Origin of the sequence: Hymenobacter sp. IS2118 (genome assembly GCF_000715495.1) — a bacterium.
In the GTDB taxonomy this organism is placed as follows: Bacteria; Bacteroidota; Bacteroidia; order Cytophagales; family Hymenobacteraceae; genus Hymenobacter.
The window spans coordinates 1-21,302 of the sequence record NZ_JNLX01000095.1 but is presented as its reverse complement, the minus strand read 5'-3'; the positions used below and the strand labels follow the sequence as shown (position 1 = coordinate 21,302).

Genomic DNA, 21,302 nt, shown 5'->3' with positions numbered 1-21,302 from the left:
CACTCTACCCTACTAAACTTTAGGGCATAAAAACGGGGCAGTCCGACCTTTGGGGTTCCTACACACCATTGTCCGTCCTGCCCCGTGAAGCCAAGCCTCATTGCCAAAATTACGACGCTTTTGCGTCGCGTCCAGCTAGTGCCCCATCTGTCCCGGCAAAAGTTTGTCAGCCAGTTTGTTATCGCCCTGCTCAAAAGCCGCAACGTCCAATTTTGCGAGGTAGCCCAGCACCTGAATGACGCGGTGAAAATCGCTTCGAATGAAACCCGCATTCAGGACTTTTTTCGGCAGGTGGACCTGAATTATCTGGTGCTGGCCCACCTGCTGCTGCGCTTGCTGCCCGCCACGGGCAAACTGCGCCTGTGCCTGGACCGCACCGAATGGGACTTCGGCCGCTGCCAGGTCAATATCCTGCTCGTGACCGTAGGCCGAGGCGACTTTCAACTGCCGCTCTATTGGGAACTGCTCGACAACCGCAGCGGGAACTCCAGTGCGGCCGACCGTATTGCCCTGCTCAAAATCTGCGTACAGGTGCTGGGCCGCGACCGCATCGGGCTGGTGGTGGGGGACCGGGAGTTTGTGGGCCATGTCTGGCTTAACTGGCTACGGAAGAATAAATTGCCTTTTGTAATGCGCCTGCCCAAGCACCACCAAATCACCTTTGCTAGTGGCCGACGGCAGGCCGTCACGGCCCTGGGCCTTGCCGTAGGGCAGCAGCGGCATTTTCTGCATTGCCAAGTGGCTGGGGTCTGGGGACAGGTCTGGGTCAAGCGGCTGGCCGACACGGAGTTTCTGTTTCTCTTCGCCGCGCCCGGCTTGCGCAACCTGGGCGGCCTCTACGCCAGCCGCTGGACGATTGAGCAGTGCTTTCAGAACCTGAAAGGACGCGGCTTTAACCTGGAAGCCACCCACTTATGCTGCCACCAGAAGCTGCGCAAGCTCGTGGCTCTGGTCAGCCTGGCCTACGCGCTATGTCTGGGCGTGGGCACGATGGCCCACGGCAAAATCAAGGCCATTCCACGCAAAAATCACGGCTGCCGGGCCACAAGCCTGAGCCGCTACGGACTGAATCTGTTGCGCCAGCTCACGCGGCCCCACGCCCAGCCACAAGAGCCGGTGGCCCGTAAAATCATGGCCCTGCTAGACTGGTTTATTCGGCAACTTACTTATTATCAAATCCCTAAAATAGTAGGGTAGAGTGGATTTTTTCACTACCAATGCCTCAGCCCAAAGCGGGCGACCTGATGGTATTGTATATTTTCCGCAACTTTACGGGCGGCGACTTCGGACCGCTGCGCCTCTTTTGCACACATTCACTTTACCTCCGGTTATGAAGCTTTTTCTACGCGCTACCTTATTGTGGGCCTTGACTTTAGGTGCGACACAGGCACAAGTGCCAGCCAAAGTCAAAACTCCGGTTCGAGCCCCGGCCAAAGCTAAACCCCCAACCAAAACAGCCACTAAAGCCCCGGCTAAAGCAGCCGCCAAAATTCCGGCACCCGTTCCGGCTAAGGTTGTGGTGGGGCCGGCGGTGCGCTACGCGGTATCGTTTCCCAATGCTATTCACCACGAGGCCCGCATCACGGCTACGTTTGCGGGGCTGCCCAAGGGCGTACTGCAGGTGCGGATGGCGCGCAGCTCGCCGGGGCGCTATGCCCTGCACGAATTTGCCAAAAACGTATATTTCGTGGTGGCTACCGACGGAGCCAATCGTCCCCTGGACCTCAACCGGCCCGACCCGTACGGCTGGGACGTGACGCCGGGCGCCGACGGCACCGTAAATTTCAGCTATACCCTGTACGGCGACCGGACGGATGGCACTTACGCGGGCATCGACCAGCAGTATGCCCACCTCAACATTCCGGCCACGCTGTGCTATGCCACGGGCCTGGAAAACCGGCCGGCCGAAGTAGCATTCGCCCTGCCGGCCGCCTGGAAAGTGGCGACGCAGCTACGGCCCGGCAGCGAGAAAAACACCTTTACGGCCCCCAACCTGCAGTACCTGATGGACAGCCCCGTATCGGTGGGCGACTTGCAGGTACGCACCTGGACCGAGGGCGACCAGACCATTGCGCTGGCGGCTGTTTACCAGGGGCCAGCGGCAGAAGTGGATGCCTTTGCGCAGAAACTAAAGAAGGTGGTGAAGGAGCAGAAAGCTATTTTTGGCGAGCTGCCGGCCTTTGATTACGGCCGTTACACCTTCATCGCCAACTACCTGCCCCAGGCCAGCAGCGATGGCATGGAGCATCGCAACTCGACTTCGCTCACCAGCCCGCGCCCGCTAACCGAAGCAGCCGGCACGCGCAACCTGGGCACGGCCTCGCACGAGTTTTTCCATGCCTGGAACGTGGAGCGCCTGCGCCCGCGCGACCTGGAACCATTTGATTTTCAGCGCGCCAACATGAGCGATGCGCTCTGGCTGGCCGAAGGCTTCACGCAGTACTACGGCCGGCTGGCCTTGCGCCGGGCCGGCCTGATTTCGGAGCAGGAGTTCTGGGATGACCTCAGCCGCTGGGTGAACCTGCGTCAGAACAGCCCTGGTGCCCGCTACGCCTCGCCCATCGACATGAGCCGCCAGGCCGCGTTTATCGACGCGGCCACCAGCATTGCCCCGCTGAACTCGGTCAACAACTACTTATCGTACTACGACCAGGGCGCGGGCATCGCGCTGGCCCTCGACCTGGAGCTGCGCCAAAACCACCGCACCACCCTCGATGCCTACATGCAGGCGCTGTGGCAGCAGTTTGGCAGCAAGCAGCAGGGCAACGCGCCCGCCGCGCCCTACACCGTGCCGGACCTGCAGCGCGTGCTGGGCGAAGTGAGCCAGGACACGGTATTTGCCAACGGCTTTTTCCGGCGGCACGTGTATGGCCGCGAGCAGCCCCGCTTCAGCGAAGGCATGCTGGCGGCGGGCCTGACCGCGGTGCCGAGCCGCACGCTGGGCACGGCGCTGCTGCGTCAGGTTGAGTTTGATGGCGAGGGCCGGTGCTTCGTGGCCGACAACACCCAGGTCGGCTCGGGGCTTTATAAAGCCGACATTGACCGGGGCGACCAGCTGTTAATGCTCGATGGCAAGCCCCTCAAAAGCGCCAGCGACCTGGAGGGCATCCTCCGCAAGCACTCGCCCAGCGACGTGGTATTTGTGAAAGTAAAAATGCGGAATGGCGCCGAAAAAACTACCCAGCTTATCCTGAGCGAAGACCCCAACATGCAGGTAAAACCCGTTGAAAACATAGAGAAGATGAATGTTTCGGCCAGCCAAAAAGAGCTGCGGGAAGCCTGGCTCGCCAGCAAAGCCGTGGATTAAGCGGTTAGTGGTTAACGATTGACTGATTAAACCTGATTTAGAATTCATTACTGGTTAACTGCTAACCATTAACCGTTAACCATTAACCACTATTTCATGGCCGTTTCTTACCTCCGCAACGAGGCGTTGCCCACCGTGCGGGCCGGCTACCCCGGCAATAAGCTTTTCGGCAATGAATTTGCCGACGGCGAACAGCTGTTTGAGCCCGCGCTTTCCACGTTGCTCAGGTGGCAGCTGTCCACCAACCCGCAGAAGGAGGAAAAGAAACAGGATGCCTGGACGCCGGCCGTAGTGGACTGCAACGCCATTTTTTCGGCCACCGAGGACATGCTGGTTTGGCTGGGGCACGCCAGCTTTTTGTTGCGCGTGGCAGGCGTGACGCTGCTGTTTGACCCCGTGTTGTTCAGTTCGCTGGGGCTGCGGCACCGCCACGCTCTCCCCTGCCAGCCCGAAGCGGTGCGCGGCATCGACTACCTGCTGCTCTCGCACGGGCACCGCGACCACCTCGACGAAAAAACCATGCGCCTGCTGGCCCACCAGAATCCGGGCATGCAGGTACTGTCCTCGCTGCGAATGGGGCCGCTGCTGCGCAAGATGGCGCCCGGCCTGCGCATACAGGAGGCCGGCTGGTGGCAGCAATACGACTTAGGCCCGACCGCGCCGCTGGAAATCACCTACCTCCCCGCGTCCCACTGGCACCGCCGTGGCCTGACCGATGTGAACCGCGTGCTCTGGGGCAGCTTCCTCATTCGGGTTGCGGATAAGCTGATTTACTTCGCCGGCGACACCTCCTACGCCGGACATTTTGAAGACATCGAAAAGCTGTTTGGGCCGCTCGACATCGTGCTGATGCCCATCGGCGCCTACAAACCGGCCTACATGATGGCCCGCAGCCACGTGAACCCGCACGAGGCCGCGAAAGCCGCCAACGTGCTGCGGGCCGGCCACCTGGTGCCCATGCACTATGGCACGTTTGATTTGTCGGACGAGCCCGCCTCCGAGCCGCTCCGGCAGCTCACCGACATCGCGGCCAGCGGCATGCTGCGCGGCGAGCTGCACGCGCCCGCCGTAGGCGAGGTGCTGCGCTGGCAGGACTGGGAATAGGTTTTTAGGGTGTGAGGGTGGGTGGGTAAGAGGGCTTGAGTTATTCTAACGACCTTTGCACGCGGTTCACCCCATCCCCTAGCCCCTTCCCCTCCGGGAGAAGGGGGACTAGCTCTAGTATTAAAAAAACTAAATTTTTATACCTAAAAACTAGTTCCCCTTCTCCCGGAGGGGAAGGGGCTAGGGGATGGGGTGAGCACGACCGCCTGCCCCCATACCCTCCCACCCTGATTTAAATGTCACCTACTCTCGTTCTAAGCCTCGTTGGGGGCTATTTTGCTGTTCTCATCGTCATTGCCCTGCTCACCTCGCGAGGGGCCACGAGTGAAAGTTTCTTTGTAGCGAACCGCAACGCGCCGTGGTACATGGTGGCGTTTGCAATGATTGGCACCTCGCTCTCGGGGGTCACGTTTATCTCGGTGCCGGGCAATGTGTACGGCAAAAGCTGGAGCTACCTGGCAGTGGCCATGGGCTTCGTGGCCGGCTACGTAGTTATTGGCACCGTGCTGATGCCGCTGTACTACCGGCTGCGGCTGGTGTCCATCTACACGTATCTGGAGCAGCGGTTTGGCTACTGGAGCTACAAAACGGGCGCGCTTTTCTTTTTGATTTCCAGGTCGTTGGGCTCGGCACTGCGGCTGTATCTGGTGGCGGGCGTGCTGCAGCTGGCCGTGTTTGATGCCATGGGCGTGCCGTTTTCGGTGACGGTGGTGGTCAGCATCATGTTCATCTACCTCTACACCTTTAAGGGCGGGCTGAAAACCATTCTCTGGACCGATACTTTCCAGACGTTGGCCATGCTGAGCTGCGTGGGCCTGAGCATCTACTTCATGGCCGATGAGCTTAACTATGGGTTTAAGCAGCTCGTGGGCTCGGTGCTGGACAGCCCGATGTCGCAGGTGTATTTCTCGGATTTCCGGGACGACAAGTTCTTCTGGAAGCAGTTTGCCTCCGGCATGTTCATCACCATCGTGATGACGGGCCTTGACCAGGACCTGATGCAGAAAAACCTGAGCTGCCGCAGCCTGGGCGAGGCCCAAAAAAATCTGTTCTGGTTCACGCCCGTCATTGTGGGCGTCAACATCATGTTCCTCACGCTGGGCGTGCTCATGTACAAGTACGCGGCGGCCCGCGGCCTGCAGCTGGAGCAGCTGCCGCAGCTGCTGAACCTGAACGGCTCGCTGAACACCGACAAGGTGTTCCCATTTCTGGCCACCACGCAGTTTTCGCTGGTGGCGGGCATCATCTTCATCCTCGGCATCATTGCCGTGACGTACGCCTCGGCCGACTCGGCCCTGACCTCGCTCACTACCTCGTTCTGCGTCGATTTTCTGGACATTCAGCAGTACCCCGAAAGCCGGCAGACCACGCTGCGCCAGCTCACGCACCTGGGCTGGTCGGTGGTGCTCATTGTTATCATCCTGATTTTCCGAGTCTATAACAACCAGAGTCTGATTGATGCCGTGTACAAGGCGGCGGGCTTCACCTACGGGCCGCTGCTGGGGCTTTTTGCCTTCGGCATTCTCACCAAACGCAACCTGCGCGACCGGTTTGTGCTGCCCACCTGCGTCACGGCCGTGCTCCTGACCTGGCTCATCGTATCGCACTCCGTGGAATGGCTGAACGGCTACAAGTTCGGTTTTGAAATTCTGCTGCTCAACGGCACGCTCGTTTACCTGGGCCTGCTGGCTATTTCGCGGCCCGGCGCCGTGAACCCGTTGCCCCAGGCGGCGGTTTAGCTATATTATCGGATTGTCGAAATATTACGCTGGCCGGCGCGTCTACCTTTCAGAGGCCGCCTTTATTTTATCTGCGCTATGAACAAGACTTTTTTCTCGCTTTTATTGGCCCTGGCGGCCTCCCCAGCGGCATTTGCGCAGCAACCCGCGCCCGCGCCTGCCGAACAGAAAACCATTGTGCTGAAGCCGGGCGACATGCAGGTGCAGGCCCGCCCCGCCGCCAACCGCCCCGACCGCGCCCCCGTGTACCCCGGCGGCGAGCAGGCGCTGGGCCTGTTTTTCCTGCAAAACATCAACTACCCGGCCGCCGCCAAAGCCAAGCAGCTCTCCGGCGTGGTGCTCGTGAATGCTACGGTGAACGCGGACGGCTCGGTAACCAACCCCGTGGTGGCGAAGTCGCTCTCGCCCGAATGCGACGCCGAAGCCCAGCGCGTGGTAACGCTGATGAGCGGTTGGCAGCCCGCCATGCGGCGCGGCCGGCCCCTGCCGGTGCTCATTCAGCTGCCCGTACCCTTCGGGGGCGCCGGCGAGATGACCGTAGAACAAACCCGCCGCCTGCCGCTCAACAAGCAAAAGCAGAAGCACTAATTTTTACCCGTGCACGGGCCAGGTCCGCGCATATTCCTGATTTCCAAGCAGTAGATGGCCCGTAGCGGATTGAATACCAGCGGCGAAGGCGCGCCCGACGCCCCCAAGCCCAAGTTGACCAAAGAAGCCTTTCGACGCAGCCTGCGGGTGTTTCGGTACGTGCTGCCCTACCGGGGCACTTTTATCGGGGGCATGGTGCTGCTGGTACTCAGCAGCACCACCACCATGCTTTTTCCGTGGATAATCGGCAAGCTGGTGGACGTGGCCAACGGCCGGGCCGTGGCGTTGCCCGGCGGGTTCACGGTGGGCATCAACCGCATTGCGCTGGGGCTGTTCGGCGTCATCGTGTTGCAGGGCATTTTCTCGTTTGGGCGCATCTGGTTTTTCACCCGCGTGAGCGAGTTCACGGTGCGCGACATCCGGCAGGCCCTTTATGCCAAGTTTGTGAGCTTGCCCATTCCGTATTTCGAGAAAAACCGGGTGGGTGCCATCACTTCCCGCATTACCTCCGACGTGGCCCAGATTCAGGACACGTTTTCGTTCACGCTGGCCGAGCTTTTCCGGCAGGTGACCACGCTGCTGGCGGGCATCATCTTCATCATGGTGGTGTCGGTGAAGCTCTCGCTGTTTATGCTGGCCACCTTCCCGCCTATTGTGGTGCTGGCCATGGTGTTCGGGCGCAAAATCCGGGTGCTGTCCAAACTCACGCAGGACGAGCTGGCCAAGGCCAACGTGGTGGTGGAAGAGACGCTGCAGGGCATCAACACCGTGAAGGCGTTTACCAACGAGCAGTTTGAAACGCGCCGCTACACGGCCTCGCTCACCAATACAGTGCGGGCCGCGCTCAAAAGCAATTTGTACCGCGGTGCTTTCGTGTCCTTCGTCATTATCGGCTTGTTCGGGGGCATTATTCTGGTGTTGTGGCGGGCGGCAACGCTCACCCAAAACGGCCAGATGACCATTGGCGACCTCACCTCATTTGCCCTCTACACCATGTTTATCGGCGCTTCGGTGGCGGGCCTGGGCGAACTGTACGGCAAGGTGCAGAGCACGCTGGGTGCGTCTGAGCGCATTCTGGAAATTCTGGATGAGGCGAGCGAGCCCACCCATTTGCCACTGCCAGCCGGCCAGGCGCCGCTACAACTGCGCGGCGACATTGCCTATCGCAACGTGGCTTTCACCTACCCCACCCGGCCCGATTTGCCGGTGCTTCAGGACATCTCGTTTGACATTACTTCGGGCGAAAAAATTGCGTTAGTCGGCCCCAGCGGGGCAGGCAAAAGTACCATCGTCTCGCTGCTGATGCAGTTTTACGAGCTCAGCGGGGGCGAAATCCTGATTGACAACCGGCCCATCAGCAGCTACGACCTCACGGAGCTGCGCCGCCACATCGGCATTGTACCGCAGGAAACGCTGCTGTTCGGCGGCAGCATCCGCGAGAACATTGCCTACGGCAACACCGACGCCACCGACGAGGAAATTATTGCAGCAGCGCGCAAGGCCAACGCCTGGCAGTTCATTTCTTCCTTCCCCGAAGCCCTAGACACGGTAGTGGGCGAGCGCGGCATCAAGCTCTCGGGCGGGCAGCGGCAGCGCGTGGCCATTGCCCGCGCCATCCTCAAAAACCCGGTTATCCTGCTGCTCGACGAAGCTACGTCGGCGCTGGATTCGGAGTCGGAAAAGCTGGTGCAGAGCGCGATGGACGAGCTGATGAAAAACCGCACCTCCATCATCATCGCCCACCGTCTGAGCACGATTCGCAAAGTCGATAAAATCCTGGTCATCGACGGCGGCCGCATCGTGGAGCAAGGTGCCCACGAGGAGCTGGCCGATAACGACAATGGCCTCTATGCGAACCTGCTGAAGCTACAGTTTGAGCTGAGCTGAGGGATATTATAAGCATCTGTGCTAATCTACTTGTTCAATCGCGCCCAGGCGCTAACCTCACCCCCTAACCCCCTCTCCCTGAGAGAGGGGGAACTAGTTTTTAGCCTTAACATTTGACAACTTGATTTTTAGAACTAAATCTAGTTCCCCCTCTCCTAGGGAGAGGGGGTTAGGGGGTGAGGTTAGCGCCTGGGTGCGATTGAACAAGTCGATTGGCACAACTTAGTACGGCTCTTTTACTTGATACTATCTCAAAACCCGCGCCCCAAGCGCGGGTTTCGTACTTTTACGCCTGTAATCAACCATTTCCTTTTTACCGATGAGCAAGTACTTGCTGACCCTTCCTGTTGCCTTCGCTACGGCCGTTACCATGCTAGCCGCTCCGGCTGCCCAGGCCCAAATCAGAACGCCTGCACCCAGCCCAGCTAGCACCGTGATGCAGCGCGTGGGCCTCACCGATGTTACCATCGCGTATTCGCGGCCGAGCCTGAAGGGCCGCGCCGCGTTTGGTAGCAAATCCCCGCTGGCGCCCACCGGCAACCGCTGGCGCACGGGCGCCAATGGCTCCACCACCATCAAGTTTTCGGACGATGTCACGGTGGAGGGCAAAAAGGTGGCCGCCGGCGAGTATGCCATCTACACCATCCCGAACAAGACAGAATGGATGGTGGTACTTAACAAAAACACCAAGCTGGGCGCCAATGTCGACGGCTACAAAGACGACGAGGACGTGGCCCGCTTCACGGTGAAGTCGTACACCCTGCCCGGCATTATCGCGCAGAATCTCACGGCCAAAAACATGGGCATGGTGGAAACCTTCACCATCAACTTTACCGACCTGACCCCCGCCACCGCCAACGTGGCCATGGAGTGGGCCCTGACCGGTGTCAAGTTCAAGGTAGTGGCCGATGTGGACAGCAAGGTGATGGCGCAGATTGATGAGAAAATCACCAAAAATGCCTCACCTGCTGCCGGCGACCTCGCCGCCGCCGCCGTGTACTACGCCGACAATAACAAGGACATGAAGCAAGCCGTGGCCTGGATGGAAAAAGCCAACGCCACCGATGCCAAGTTCTGGAACCTGCACTCGGAAGCCAAAATGCGCCTGAAAATGAAGGACTACGAAGGCGCCATCAAAGCGGCGGAAGCTTCTAAGAAAGGCGCCCTTGCCTCCACGCCTCCCAACGGGGAGTATGTGAAGATGAACGAAGACCTGATGGCAACGGCCAAAAAGATGGGTAAGTAAACCCTCCCGCATAGGTAATCTTATTCTATACAAGGTGTCATGCTGAGCTTGTCGAAGCATTTCTACCGCCTCATTGAACGGTATTGACGGAGCGGTAGAGATGCTTCGACAAGCTCAGCATGACAACTTTTTAGGTACGCTTACTTACGCACCAGCAACTAAAAGCCCCATTGCAGCATTGCAATGGGGCTTTTAGTTGTCTGCGACTAGGCGCGTGGTGCATAGTGCGGCAACCGACGGCTCCCGGCGCTACCGGCCCAGGGCGGCGTTCAGAGCCACGATGGCGGGCTGGTATTCTTCGCGGCCTACTATAAACTGAATGTTCACTTTGCGGAGCGCAAAACCCGCGCTGCGAATGTTGATGCCGGCATCGGCCAGGGCGCCGGCGGCGCGGGCCAGCAGGCCAGGCTCGTCGATGTTGGAGCCGATGAGGCAGACCAGGGCGGCTTCTTCGATGGTGACCTTTTCGTACTTGGCGTGTAGGGCGGCCAGCAAGGATGGCAGCAGGTCTTTTTGCCAAATGAGCAGGGTGATGCTGTTGGCGCTGGTGGCCTTGAAAATGTAGCTCACGTCGAGGTCGAAAAACACCTGCATCAGGTGCAGGTCGAAGCCGGCTGTGCCCACCATCAGCGGGTCGTGAATGTCGATGAGCACCACTTTGTCGGTGCCGGTGATGACTTCAACGTGCTTGCGGGCGGCCACGAAGTCGCGGGTGATGAGCGTGCCGGGGTGCGCGGGCTCGAAGGTGTTTTTGATGCGCAGGTCGATGGCGTTTAGCTCCAGCGGCTTCGAGGCTTTGGGGTGAATGGCCTCCATGCCCACGTCGGCAAGTTGGTCGGCCACGTCGTAGTTGGTGAAGCCCACGGGGCGGCAATTATAAAGGCCCACCAGGTTGGGGTCGGCCGAGCAGAGGTGGTATTCCTTGTGAATAATAGCCTCGCCCGGCCGCACGGCCACGGCAATCTTACTGAAGGTAACTTCCGAATACCCGCGGTCGAACTCCCGCATAATGCCCTCGGTGCCCTTGGTATAGCCGGTGGCCACGCAAATGGTATTGGCGAAATCGATGCCTGCAAATGCCTGCTCAATCCGCTCGTCGATGGTCAGGGCCCGCGCATCTTCGAAGCCGCTGAGGTCGACCAGCGTGGCATGCAGGCCCCGATTTTGCAGGATATTGACGGAGTTGAAGGCCGAGTGCGCCTCCCCTATCGAGGCCAGGATTTCGCGGGCGGCCTGCAGAATGTTGGTGCTGTTCACGTAGCCCGAGGCCAGCACGTTGGTGAGGCTGTCGAGGTAGATTTGGGCCTGGGCGATGCGCTGCTGAATGAAGGCATCGGCCACGGCCACATCCAGCCCCAGCGGCTCGTATTCCTGGTTTAGCGCTTTGAGCTGCTCGGCAACCTCCTGTAGCGCCGCCCGAAACTCCTGGTGCTGGGTGATGCGGTGGTACACGCCGGGCGCGCCGGTTTTCTTGTTCTCCAGCAGCCAGTTGGTGACGTTGGCGTAGGCCGAAACCACGAAAATGCGGTTGTACAGCGCCGCGCCCTCGCGCTGGTGAAAAATGATGTTATCGAGCACCTGGGCGAAGGCAGTCATGGACGTGCCGCCGATTTTTTCTACTGTGAGCATGGGCTGGGTACCCTCCCCGCTGCAACCTCACCCCCGGCCCTTCTTCCCAGAAGAGGGAAGCCACGGCGGCGCAGATTAGCCAGGATAAGCTTTTTTTTAAAAATTACACAGGTCTCTTAAGCAGTTGATTGCTTATTCGACTTGCAAGTTGAGATTAGAGATTAGACTTGTTCCTAAAATACAGAAAAGCGTAAAATCGACGGTCATGCTGAGCGCAGCCGAAGCAGCTCTACCGCTTCCTTGAGTCGATTGGATTAGTTGCGCGGTAGAGCTGCTTCGGCTGCGCTCAGCATGACTCGCTTTTTTCGTTTCTGCTTATTCGGGAACAAATCTATTGTTTAAACGACACCCGGTTGTGGCTCCCCTCTTTTCTGGAAAGGGGCCGGGGGTGAGGTGACCAGCTACTTGCCGTAGCTCACCATGTTGGCCAGCAGGCGGAAGGCGCCGGGTACGCCGGCGGGCAGCTCCCGAAACAGCGAGAGGCCGGTGTAGATGTAGTGGCCCTTGCCGTAATCAGCCACCAGAATGGCGCCCTGCGTGGCCGGCTCGCCGGGGTCGGCGCTGCTGATGACGGTCTGGTATTTCGGGTCCCACTTCGAGGGGTAGTACAGGCCCTGCTCCTGCACCCAGCCCTGGAAATCCTGGGCCGTGATTTTGTTGGGGCTTTGCAGCAGCGGGTGGTTGCTGAGCGTGACGGGGGCGTCCTCCACCGTCACCCGGTCGCGGGAAAGCGTCATCGGGTAAGGGCCGATTTCGGGCAGCACCGTGCCCCGGTTCACCACGTACTGCACGATTACGTTGCCGCCCTGCTCAATGTATTTGAGAATTTCGGGCTGCTGGGTTTTGAGGCGCTCCACGGTGTTGTAGGCCCGCACGCCCACCACCAGGGCATCGTATTGCTTGAGGTTGGGCGCGGTGAGGTCCTGGGGTTCCACCAGCGTTACGGTGTAGCCGAGCTGGCGCAGGGCGTCGGGCACCTCGTCGCCGGCGCCCATGAGGTAGGCCACCTGCTGGCCCTTGCGCTTTAGCTCCAGCTTCACCAGCGGGGCCACGGCTTCGGGAAATAGCGTTTGGGTGGGAATGTGGGGGTAAATAATTTGCTGGATGCCCCGGCTGTACGCCTGGCCGTCGACGGTGGCTGCGGCGCGCAGCTCGGCTTTGCCGGGGGCGGCGCTGGGGCCGGGCTGCACGCGGAACTCCACGGTTTGCTCGGCGTCTTTGGCGGCGAGGGCGAAGGACTGGCTGGCGGGGGTGCTGGTCCAGCCGGGGGGCAGGGTGAGGGCCAGCGTGCCAGCCACGCCCGCGCGGCCGGCTTTGAGGGTCACGGGCACGGTCTTGGGCTGGGCATCGGCGAAGACGTAGGCGCGGGCGGCGGGCAGGTTCACGGCCACGGGCGGCACCACGACCAGCGGTTGGTAGAGCTCGCCGAGCACGGGGTCGGTGTGCTTGTATTGCACGGGGATAATGAAATACAAACTCTCCTTGTATTTTCTGTCTTTCTTACTGTACAGGGTAAGACTAATTCCTACTTTAGCCACCGCTTCGTTTTCTGGGTAGCCACGGTTCATTTGTTCAGCAACCTTGTACATACCATTAGTTGATACATCACGAAGCCAATAAGGCTGTGAAGCCAAATTGTTAGTAAAACTTTCTTGGATACGCAGGGTATCGATGAATTTTTTATTATTTAATAAATCAATCCCATAAGTTGTCGACACACTCAAACGATTGTTGATGTTGACAACATCAGTTGCATCAAGGTCAGCATAAGCTACCATTTTTTCCAGTTTGAGCAGTACTCCAGAGGATTTAACAATTTCACATACAATCAGTGAACGCGGCAATTTTCCGTCTTTGGTCGATAGGTCGGTTACAGCTTTTGAATCTAACGCCACCGCTTCTGCACGTAGACCTAAACAAGCTCGTATCAGTGTTTCTGTTGCTTGCCATTTATTTGGCGTCCAAAGCCTCCCTGCATCAGCTTCAAATAACAACTCCCGCACCTTCAGCAGCCCCGCCACGCTGGCACTCGGGTTGCTCGCATCATACTTGCGAATTACCTCCTCGATGAGCTTGCCCACTGCCGCGCCGCCGGGCACCCGGTTCCACGTCAAGTCCACGCCGTCGAACAGGCCGTTGGAAGCCGGCGCGCCCTTCACCAGCTGGAAATACTCCAGCGCTTCGCCCCGCTGGGCAGCCGAGCCGAAGCCCTGGCTGCGGTGGTTGCTGCGGCTGCGGGCCGCGATTTCGCCGTACGACTGCCCAAGTAGCGGATTATAGCCGCCGGCATCAAGCTTGAGGTAGCCGGCCATGTCTTCGCCGGGCTTCACGAAGAAGCTACCGGTGTTCCAGAACAGGCGCTTGGGCTGCCAGGCTTGCACGTATTGCAGTTGCTCGGGGAAGCGCTTGGGGTCGCCCGCGGCATCGAAGGCTTCGGCGGCGAGGATGGCGCTGGCGGCGTGGTGGCCGTGGCCGGCGCGGGCATCGGGCGGGAAGCGGGCGATGAGCACATCGGGCCGGCGCTGGCGAATCACCCACACCATGTCGGCCAGCACCTGCTCCTTGTCCCAGATGCGGAAGGTTTCGTCCGAGGTTTTGGAGAAGCCGAAGTCGTTGGCGCGGGTGAAGAACTGCCGGCCGCCATCGGTGCGCCGGGCCGCGAGCAGCTCCTGGGTCCGAATCACGCCCAGGCCCTCGCGCAGCTCCGGGCCGATGAGGTTCTGGCCGCCGTCGCCGCGGGTGAGGCTGAGGTAGCCGGTTTCGAGCAGGCGCTCGTTGGCCAGGTAGGCAATGAGGCGCGTGTTCTCATCGTCGGGGTGGGCGGCGATGTAGAGCACCGAGCCCAGCACGTTGAGCTTTTTCAGGCCCAGCAGAATTTCGGAGGAAGTGTAGGTTTTGGGCGCCTGGGCGCGGGCTTCGCCAATTAGTAATTGAGAATTAGTAATTAAGAATACGGCCAGGGCGGCCAGCGGGCGGAGGAAACGAGTCATGAACGAAGTAAGCGTGAGCGGCGGATTAGGCCGGGTTTTCCGAAAAAATGTCGGACCAATCCAGGTTCAGCCCCGGCAGGGTGCGGCACGGGATGGGGCCGGGCCCAGCGTACTCGCCGACGAGGCGGTAGCGGGCGGTGGTTTCGTCGAGCACGAACACTGAAATGTCGTTTTCGTGGGGCAGCACTATCCAGTATTCGAGTACGCCGGCTTCTTCGTAGAGGTCGAATTTATCTTTCCAGTCGCGAGCGGCCGTGCGCGGCGATACCACTTCCACAATCAGGTCGGGCGGCCCGAGGCAGCCGCGCGGCTCAATCTTACCGGGGTCGCAGATAACGCACAAATCGGGCTGCACCACGGAGTAGATGGCCGCGTCGGCGGAGCTGCCGGGTTTGGGCAGGCGCACGTCGTAGGGGGCCACCCGCACCTGACAGGCCTGCCGCCGCAGATGTCCTTTCAGAAGGAAGTGAAATTCGCCCACCAGCGCCTGGTGGCGGTCGGTGGGGGCGCTCATGCGGCGCATGATTTTGCCGCGCAGCAGCTCCACTACCTCCGTAAACTGCCAGGTGAGGTAGTCGGCGTAAGAATACGTGTTGTTGAGGTTGAGGTCGGCGAGGGAAGTGATGGGCGTGGGCATAAAGCAAAAATACGCCAGACCCTGCGATTGGGGGCGCAAGGAGCCCCGGCGCAACATCAGGCCGGTGGGGCTCATCTTTAGCCCGGCTGAACTTCATTTGCAGTGAATTCAGTTAACCTCCTACCTCAGCCGCACCCAGACGGCCATTTCCTGCTTTATGACGCTACACTTTTCCCGCGTATCGCTGCCCGTACTCGTGGCCGCTACGCTCCTTTCCGCTTGTGCCCGCCGGCCCCAGGCCAGCGCTGCCGCCACCGCCGTGAGTACGCCCGCCCCAGCCGTGATGCCGACGCCTGAAGCCACGCCCGCCGCCGCGCCCAAACCCGCGCCGGTTGGCGACCTCAGCGCCTCGCAGTGGTATTTGAAAGACCCGCGCCTCGATAAGGTGCCCGGCGTGGGCGCCACCCGCACGTACGCCGAAATCCTGAAAAACCGCGTAGCCACGCCCGTTATCGTGGCCGTTATTGATTCGGGCATCGACACGGCGCACGTGGACCTGAAAGCCGTGCTGTGGACCAACGCCGGCGAAATTCCCGGCAACGGCATCGACGACGACAAGAACGGCTACATCGATGACGTGCACGGCTGGAACTTCCTGGGCGGGGCCGACGGCCGCAACGTGAACGCCGAAACCCTGGAAATGACCCGCATCGTGGCCGCCGGCCGCCTGCGCTTCAAGGGCAAAACCGCCGCCACCGTGAAGCCCGCCGACAAGGCCGATTACGCCCTGTTTGTGAAAGCCGAAAAGACTTACAAAACCCGCCTCACCGAAGAAACCGAGCGCGCCCAGCAAATGGAAGGCATGGCCGAGCCCCTCACCACGATGGTGGGCAACATGAAGCAGGCCCTGGGCGTGAGCACCCTGGACACCACGGCCCTGCGCGCCGCCAAAACCGACGACCCCAACCTGACGCGCGCCATTGCCGGCCTGCTCGACATGATGAGCCAGACCAACTCGGCCGATGCCGACGAGCTGCTCAAACAGTTGAACGACGGTGTAAAACAGGAGCGCAGCCTGCTGGAAAACTCCCTGAATCTGGATTTTAATCCGCGTGCCGACATCATCAAAGACAACGCCAGCGACCTCACCGAGCGCTACTACGGCAACAGCGACATTCACGGCCCCGACCCGCTGCACGGCACCCACGTTTCGGGCATCATCGCGGCCGTGCGCGACAACAACCTCGGCGTAATGGGCATTGCGCCCGCGCCGGTGCGCATCATGACGGTGCGGGCCGTGCCCGATGGCGACGAGCGCGACAAGGACATTGCCAACGCCATCCGCTACGCCGTGGACAACGGCGCGCAAATAATCAACATGAGCTTCGGCAAGGAATTTTCGCCCCAGCGCGAGGCAGTGGAAGCCGCCTTTAAGTACGCGGCCGGCAAAAACGTGCTGCTGGTACACGCCGCCGGCAACGAAAACGCCAACCTCGACGTGACCAGCAACTTCCCGGCCTCGTTCTACATCAACAACGCGACCGTGCCCAACCTGCTCACGGTGGGCGCTTCTGGCCCGCGCGACAACGCCCAGCTCACGGCCTCGTTCTCGAACTACAGCAAAAAAGGCGTGGACGTGTTTGCGCCCGGCGTGGCCATTTTCAGCACCCTGCCCGGCAGCACCTTTGGCAACGAGAGCGGCACCAGCATGGCCTCGCCCGTGACGGCCGGCGTGGCGGCGGTGCTAAAGTCCTACTTCCCCAAGCTCACGGCCGCCGACCTCAAGCGCATCATCATGCAGTCGGCCCAGGTGCACCGCACCAAAGTGAACCTGCCGGGCTCCGATAAAATGGTTGATTTTTCGACCCTTTCCGTAACCGGCGGCGTGGTGGATATGTACGAAGCCGTGAAGCTGGCGGAGAAGTCAACGCTGTAACCTCATCCCCGGCCCCCAGAGTTGATACGTTCTATCTCGCCGCCCGTGTACCCCATCCCCTAGCCCCTTCCCCTGGGGAAGGGGAACTAGTTACGGCACTTAATCTGCTGGTGTTTAATTTTTTATAGCTAAAACCTAGCTCCCCTTCCCCTCCGGGGGAAGGGGCTGGGGGATGGGGTACACGGGCGGCGAGCTAGAACGTATCAACTCTGGAGTAGGAGGGTGAGGCGTGACCGACTGGGAAAAACGCCTACAACACGCCCTTTTCCTCTTTCCGGAAATGGTTCAATACCAGCTTATCCATGAGCCCCGGCAGGAGCTTATTCATAAAAACCGTGAATTTGCCCTGGCCGGTGAGCACCAGGGAGCGGCGGCGCTGCTGCACAGCCCGCAGAATTTCATCGGCCACGGTTTCGCTGCTCATCATGGCGCCCTCGTCGCGCGGCGACTCGCCTTGCGCGGCACCGTTGGCGGCCAGCGCCACCTGGCGGATGTTGGAAGCTGTGAAGCCGGGCGCGGCCGTGAGTACGTGCACGCCCTCGTCGAGCAGCTCCGTGCGCAGGGCTTCGAGGAAGCCATTCATGGCAAACTTGGAGGCTGAGTAGCCGGTGCGGCCCGGCAGGCCCCGGTAGCCGGCAATGCTGCTGATGCCCACGATGCTGCCCCGGCTGGCCAGCAGGTGCGGCAGCGCAAATTTGGTGGTGAAAACGGTGCCGAAAAAGTTGGTCTGCATGAGCCGCTTGATGACATCGAGGTCGGCGTCCTGGAAGCGGGCCCGCATGGAAATGCCGGCATTGTTGATGAGCACGTTGAGGCTGCCGAAGCGGGCCACGGTTTCCGTGATGGCGCGGGCGGCGGCGGTTTCGTCGCCCACATCGGCCCGCACGGGCAGGTTGGCGATGCCGGCGGCAGTTAGCGCCTGGGCCGTTTCGGCCAGCCGGGCCTCGTCGCGCCCGGTGAAGGCCACCTGGTAGCCGGCGCGGCCGAAAGCCAGCGCGCACGCCCGGCCAATGCCCGAGGTGCCGCCCGTGATAAGTACTGTTTGCGTGGGCATAAGCTGAAAACAACGGTTGCCGGCGCCCATAGCCGGGTGCCGGCGTAGTGAAAGCGGCAAACTTACGGCCCACTGGCCCTAGTTGGCCGGGGCTGGCAGCATTGCCCGCCGGCGGGCTTCTGCCAGGCACCCCACTGCCGGCAGCCCGGCCAACCAAAGAATCGCCTTTTGGAATGAATCAGAAACGGGGCCATTGCGGGTACTGAAATGGTATTATGAGGGGCGCTATCTTCGTTTCGTGCGTACATTTAGCCACTGAATTCTACCCGTTCCCATTTAATTATTCTATGGCTTCACTCCTACGTTTCTGGTTTTGCGTTGGGCCAGGCATTGTGGCCGTTTTACTGCTATTTGGCCCTGCGGCGGCGGTGGCCCAAACCACTTGCCCGGTAGCGCCCACCTGCACGCCGGGCCGGGCCAGCAGCCCCCAGGCCGCAGCTTTCGGCATGGGCATTCTGAACGTGACGCTGGGCACGACACTCATCAACAACACCACCGCCGGCCAGAGCGAGGGCTACCAGGACTACAGCTGCACCCTCAATGCCGCCCTGCTGCTGGGCCAGAGCTACCCCATCAGCATCCGCACCAATGCCGGCACGCCGGAAAACGTGCGCGTCTGGATTGACTATAATAACGACGGCGCCTTCACCGGCAACAACGAGCTGGTGTTCAGCTCCAACAACCGGCTGGTGCACACGGGCACCATTACGCCGCCGACCGGGGCCACCGTGGGCAGCCGCCTGCGCCTGCGCGTGGCCGCCGACTTTGCCGATGGCGTGGTACCCACTTCCTGCTCTACGCCGCAGTATTCTCAAACCGAGGACTACAGCGTGACGCTGGCCAGCAACATGAGCGCGCCCGCCGCGGCCTTCACCACCGACGGCCTGCTCACCTGCACGGGCTGCGTGCAGTTCACCGATGCCAGCCAGAACCTGCCCACGTCCTGGCTGTGGGATTTTGGCGACGGCACCAGCAGCACCGAGCGAAGCCCCCGCCACTGCTACGCCACGGCCGGCACCTACCGCGTGAGCCTGCAAGCCACCAACGCGGCCGGCACCAACACCAGCGCTACCACCAGCGTGGTATACGACAGCCTGGTGCCGGCCGCGGCCAGCTGCGCGCCCCAAACTGTGAACTACTTCGCCAGCTACGGCATCACCAAGTTCGAGCTCAATACCATCGAGAATTCCTCGGCCAACGGCAGCGCCGGCTATCAGGATTTCACCTGCCCCCAGCGCACCGAGCTTACCCTCGACGTGCCCTACCCGATGACCATTACCACGGGCGGCACCAATCCGCACGATATTCGGGTGTACCTCGATGCCAACAACGACGGCGTGTTTGCCACTTCCGAGCTGCTGTTTGAAAGCCTGAACACGCCCAGCCCCGGCGCCAGCACCACCATAAGTTTGCCGGCGGGCGCCGTGCTCGACCAGGGCCTGCGCCTGCGGGTGGTGGCCGATGCCGTGGGCAACAACCCCGGCCCCTGCACCCGCCCGGTGAGCGGCCAGGTTGAGGACTACACCGTGGTGGGCCGGGCCAACACACTACCCCCATTCGTCAGTTTTTCAAGCAATTACATGGCCGGAGGCTGCGTAAATCCCGTGCAGTTCACCGACCGCACCACCAATATGCCCACGGCCTGGCGCTGGGATTTTGGCGACGGCAGCACCAGCACCGAGCAAAACCCCAGCCACCAATACACCACGGCCGGCACCTACAACGTGACCCTGGCGGCCACCAACGCCAATGGCACGGCCAGCGTCACGCGCCTGAATGCCGTGCGCATCCAATTGCCCTGCCTCAACTACTGTGCGGCCAACGGGACGGGTGGCTACAACTCGGGCGGCACTTTGCTTCCCACTCCTTTCTTCATCACGGCTGTGCGCGTGAGCACGGCCCAGCCCGCCTACGCCAACGTGACGGGCAGCGCGCCCGGCGGCTACGCCAACTACACCAACCAAGCCATCACCATTGGGTCCGGCCGCCCGGTCGCGCTTTCCGTCACCACCAACCTGGCCATCATGCACCGCACCTTCGTGTGGGTGGATTGGGATACGAACGGTGTTTTTGACAACACGGAGCTGGTGGCCGACGGCGTAACCAGCGGCGCCAGCGCGGCCACTTACGAGGCCAGCTTCACGCCGCCGGCCAACAGCGGCGCCCTCAACACCCGCATGCGCGTGCTGAGCGTGGTGAATACCAACACCATTCCCGCCTGCTCGGGCAACGTGCTCAACGCCGAGGTGGAGGACTACCAGCTGCGCGTGATGCCCCTGGCCACCCGCGCCCAGCTAGCCCTGCCGGCCCTCGTCGTATTTCCCAACCCCACCCCCGATGGCCGCCTGCACCTGCGCCTGACCGAGCCCAGCGCCGCCGGTACCTACGCCGCCGAAGTGCAAAACCTGCTGGGCGCCACCCTGCTGCGCACCACTCTGCGCCTGGCCCCTACCGCCGAAGCCGCGCTGGACCTGAGCGCCCTGGCGCCGGGTGTGTACGTGCTGCGCCTGCGCGATGCCCAGGGCCAGACCGCCGTGCGCCGCGTGGTGCGCGAGTAGCACCGCCGGGCTGTATAGTTGCTCGTTGTTAGTTGTCGGTCATCCAATGGGCGTTTGCTTTCGCACCACTGCTTAACAACCGACAACTAACAACCGACAACCAACACCTGGCAACTAACAACCAATAGCGAAGCACTCACCTACCATTTATATGTTTACACTTCTACTTCGGCGTTTTTTGGGGTCGATGGCTCTGCTGGGCTTTTTTCTATTGGGCGGCCAGGCCGCGCAGGCGACTCACCTGCTGGGCGGCGAGATGAGCTACCGCTACCTCGATGCCAACGGTCCGGCGGGCGCGCCGTTTCGCTACGAAATCACCGTTTCCATCTACAGCAACGGCCTCTACAATGTGGCCAACCCCAACAGCGGCATTGCCCCTTACCCCGAGTTTGCCGAAGTAGAGATTTACAACAGCGACGCCACCGCCAACTACATTGGTCGCTTCAGGGCCCTGCGCCAGGGGCCGCCCAACCCCCAGCCGGTACTGCCCCCGATACCGCTGGGCTGCGCGGTGGCCGGCCCCTACCAGCCGTTTTACCTGCTGCGCTACGTGCAGACGGTGAACCTACCGGCCTCGTCTGTCGGCTACTACGCCGTGTACTCGGTGCAGGCGCGCAACAACACCATCACCAACATCTTCGACCCCGGCCAGCAGCCGCTCACCCTGTACGTGAGTATGGCCCCGCC

General features: G+C 61.0%; 14 protein-coding genes. 10 read left to right on the top strand and 4 right to left on the bottom strand.

What is annotated here, in order from left to right; translation table 11 throughout:
* Window positions 1–84 precede the first annotated feature (84 nt).
* The 7 genes from GM79_RS08520 to GM79_RS08490 all read left to right on the top strand — a co-directional run bounded on the left by GM79_RS08520 (window position 85) and on the right by GM79_RS08490 (window position 9,871).
* Window positions 85–1,197: an IS4 family transposase gene (locus GM79_RS08520; protein ID WP_035560846.1), complete on the top strand. Its 1,113-nt coding sequence runs from the start codon at window positions 85–87 to the stop codon at window positions 1,195–1,197.
* A 133-nt stretch (window positions 1,198–1,330) separates the two neighbouring features.
* Window positions 1,331–3,307 (top strand): M61 family metallopeptidase, encoded by a 1,977-nt coding sequence (locus GM79_RS08515; protein ID WP_081867636.1) that lies wholly within the window; start codon window positions 1,331–1,333, stop codon window positions 3,305–3,307.
* Between the two features lie 96 nt (window positions 3,308–3,403).
* Window positions 3,404–4,411, top strand: a complete 1,008-nt coding sequence (locus GM79_RS08510) for an MBL fold metallo-hydrolase (protein ID WP_035562242.1) — start codon at window positions 3,404–3,406, stop codon at window positions 4,409–4,411.
* Window positions 4,412–4,647: 236 nt separating this feature from the next.
* The gene (locus GM79_RS08505; protein WP_035562238.1) at window positions 4,648–6,150 is read left to right on the top strand and encodes a sodium:solute symporter; all 1,503 of its coding nucleotides are present in this window, start codon (window positions 4,648–4,650) and stop codon (window positions 6,148–6,150) included.
* 78 nt (window positions 6,151–6,228) lie between these two features.
* Window positions 6,229–6,738: an energy transducer TonB gene (locus tag GM79_RS22875; RefSeq protein WP_051718677.1), complete on the top strand. Its 510-nt coding sequence runs from the start codon at window positions 6,229–6,231 to the stop codon at window positions 6,736–6,738.
* A 54-nt stretch (window positions 6,739–6,792) separates the two neighbouring features.
* Window positions 6,793–8,625: an ABC transporter ATP-binding protein gene (locus GM79_RS08495; protein WP_035562236.1), complete on the top strand. Its 1,833-nt coding sequence runs from the start codon at window positions 6,793–6,795 to the stop codon at window positions 8,623–8,625.
* A gap of 319 nt (window positions 8,626–8,944) precedes the next feature.
* Complete coding sequence (locus GM79_RS08490; RefSeq protein WP_035562234.1) at window positions 8,945–9,871, top strand: DUF2911 domain-containing protein; 927 nt, start codon at window positions 8,945–8,947, stop codon at window positions 9,869–9,871.
* A gap of 249 nt (window positions 9,872–10,120) precedes the next feature.
* Here the strand turns inward: GM79_RS08490 and GM79_RS08485 are convergent, their stop codons facing one another.
* The 3 genes from GM79_RS08485 to GM79_RS08475 form a co-directional block, all read right to left on the bottom strand.
* Window positions 10,121–11,500, bottom strand: coding sequence for an aspartate kinase (locus tag GM79_RS08485; RefSeq protein WP_035562231.1), 1,380 nt, complete (start codon window positions 11,498–11,500; stop codon window positions 10,121–10,123).
* Window positions 11,501–11,901: 401 nt separating this feature from the next.
* Window positions 11,902–14,490: a PIG-L family deacetylase gene (locus GM79_RS08480; protein WP_035562228.1), complete on the bottom strand. Its 2,589-nt coding sequence runs from the start codon at window positions 14,488–14,490 to the stop codon at window positions 11,902–11,904.
* A 25-nt stretch (window positions 14,491–14,515) separates the two neighbouring features.
* Window positions 14,516–15,127 carry a Uma2 family endonuclease gene (locus tag GM79_RS08475; RefSeq protein WP_035562251.1) on the bottom strand — a complete coding sequence of 204 codons (612 nt, stop codon included), beginning with the start codon at window positions 15,125–15,127 and terminating at the stop codon, window positions 14,516–14,518.
* Between the two features lie 157 nt (window positions 15,128–15,284).
* On the opposite strand from GM79_RS08475, the gene GM79_RS08470 reads away from it, so the two are divergent.
* Window positions 15,285–17,003, top strand: a complete 1,719-nt coding sequence (locus tag GM79_RS08470) for a S8 family peptidase (RefSeq protein WP_235184012.1) — start codon at window positions 15,285–15,287, stop codon at window positions 17,001–17,003.
* A 250-nt stretch (window positions 17,004–17,253) separates the two neighbouring features.
* On the opposite strand, the gene GM79_RS08465 is transcribed toward GM79_RS08470, so the two are convergent.
* The gene (locus tag GM79_RS08465) at window positions 17,254–18,057 is read right to left on the bottom strand and encodes an SDR family oxidoreductase (protein ID WP_035562245.1); all 804 of its coding nucleotides are present in this window, start codon (window positions 18,055–18,057) and stop codon (window positions 17,254–17,256) included.
* A 287-nt stretch (window positions 18,058–18,344) separates the two neighbouring features.
* On the opposite strand from GM79_RS08465, the gene GM79_RS08460 reads away from it, so the two are divergent.
* Together GM79_RS08460 and GM79_RS08455 are read left to right on the top strand one after the other, a co-directional pair.
* Window positions 18,345–20,615: a GEVED domain-containing protein gene (locus tag GM79_RS08460; protein WP_161787140.1), complete on the top strand. Its 2,271-nt coding sequence runs from the start codon at window positions 18,345–18,347 to the stop codon at window positions 20,613–20,615.
* Between the two features lie 151 nt (window positions 20,616–20,766).
* Window positions 20,767–21,302, top strand: a 536-nt coding sequence (locus GM79_RS08455; RefSeq protein WP_152559907.1) for a hypothetical protein, incomplete at its 3' end; no start/stop codon positions are given.

Excerpts from the sequence above, each read along its gene's own strand:
- GM79_RS08515 (WP_081867636.1), top strand. The coding sequence starts at position 1,331 with ATGAAGCTTTTTCTACGCGCTACCTTATTGTGGGCCTTGACTTTAGGT.
- GM79_RS08510 (WP_035562242.1), top strand. The coding sequence starts at position 3,404 with ATGGCCGTTTCTTACCTCCGCAACGAGGCGTTGCCCACCGTGCGGGCC.
- GM79_RS08505 (WP_035562238.1), top strand. The coding sequence starts at position 4,648 with ATGTCACCTACTCTCGTTCTAAGCCTCGTTGGGGGCTATTTTGCTGTT.
- GM79_RS22875 (WP_051718677.1), top strand. The coding sequence starts at position 6,229 with ATGAACAAGACTTTTTTCTCGCTTTTATTGGCCCTGGCGGCCTCCCCA.
- GM79_RS08495 (WP_035562236.1), top strand. The coding sequence starts at position 6,793 with ATGGCCCGTAGCGGATTGAATACCAGCGGCGAAGGCGCGCCCGACGCC.
- GM79_RS08490 (WP_035562234.1), top strand. The coding sequence starts at position 8,945 with ATGAGCAAGTACTTGCTGACCCTTCCTGTTGCCTTCGCTACGGCCGTT.
- GM79_RS08485 (WP_035562231.1), bottom strand. The coding sequence starts at position 11,500 with ATGCTCACAGTAGAAAAAATCGGCGGCACGTCCATGACTGCCTTCGCC.
- GM79_RS08480 (WP_035562228.1), bottom strand. The coding sequence starts at position 14,490 with ATGACTCGTTTCCTCCGCCCGCTGGCCGCCCTGGCCGTATTCTTAATT.
- GM79_RS08475 (WP_035562251.1), bottom strand. The coding sequence starts at position 15,127 with ATGCCCACGCCCATCACTTCCCTCGCCGACCTCAACCTCAACAACACG.
- GM79_RS08470 (WP_235184012.1), top strand. The coding sequence starts at position 15,285 with ATGACGCTACACTTTTCCCGCGTATCGCTGCCCGTACTCGTGGCCGCT.
- GM79_RS08465 (WP_035562245.1), bottom strand. The coding sequence starts at position 18,057 with ATGCCCACGCAAACAGTACTTATCACGGGCGGCACCTCGGGCATTGGC.
- GM79_RS08460 (WP_161787140.1), top strand. The coding sequence starts at position 18,345 with ATGGCTTCACTCCTACGTTTCTGGTTTTGCGTTGGGCCAGGCATTGTG.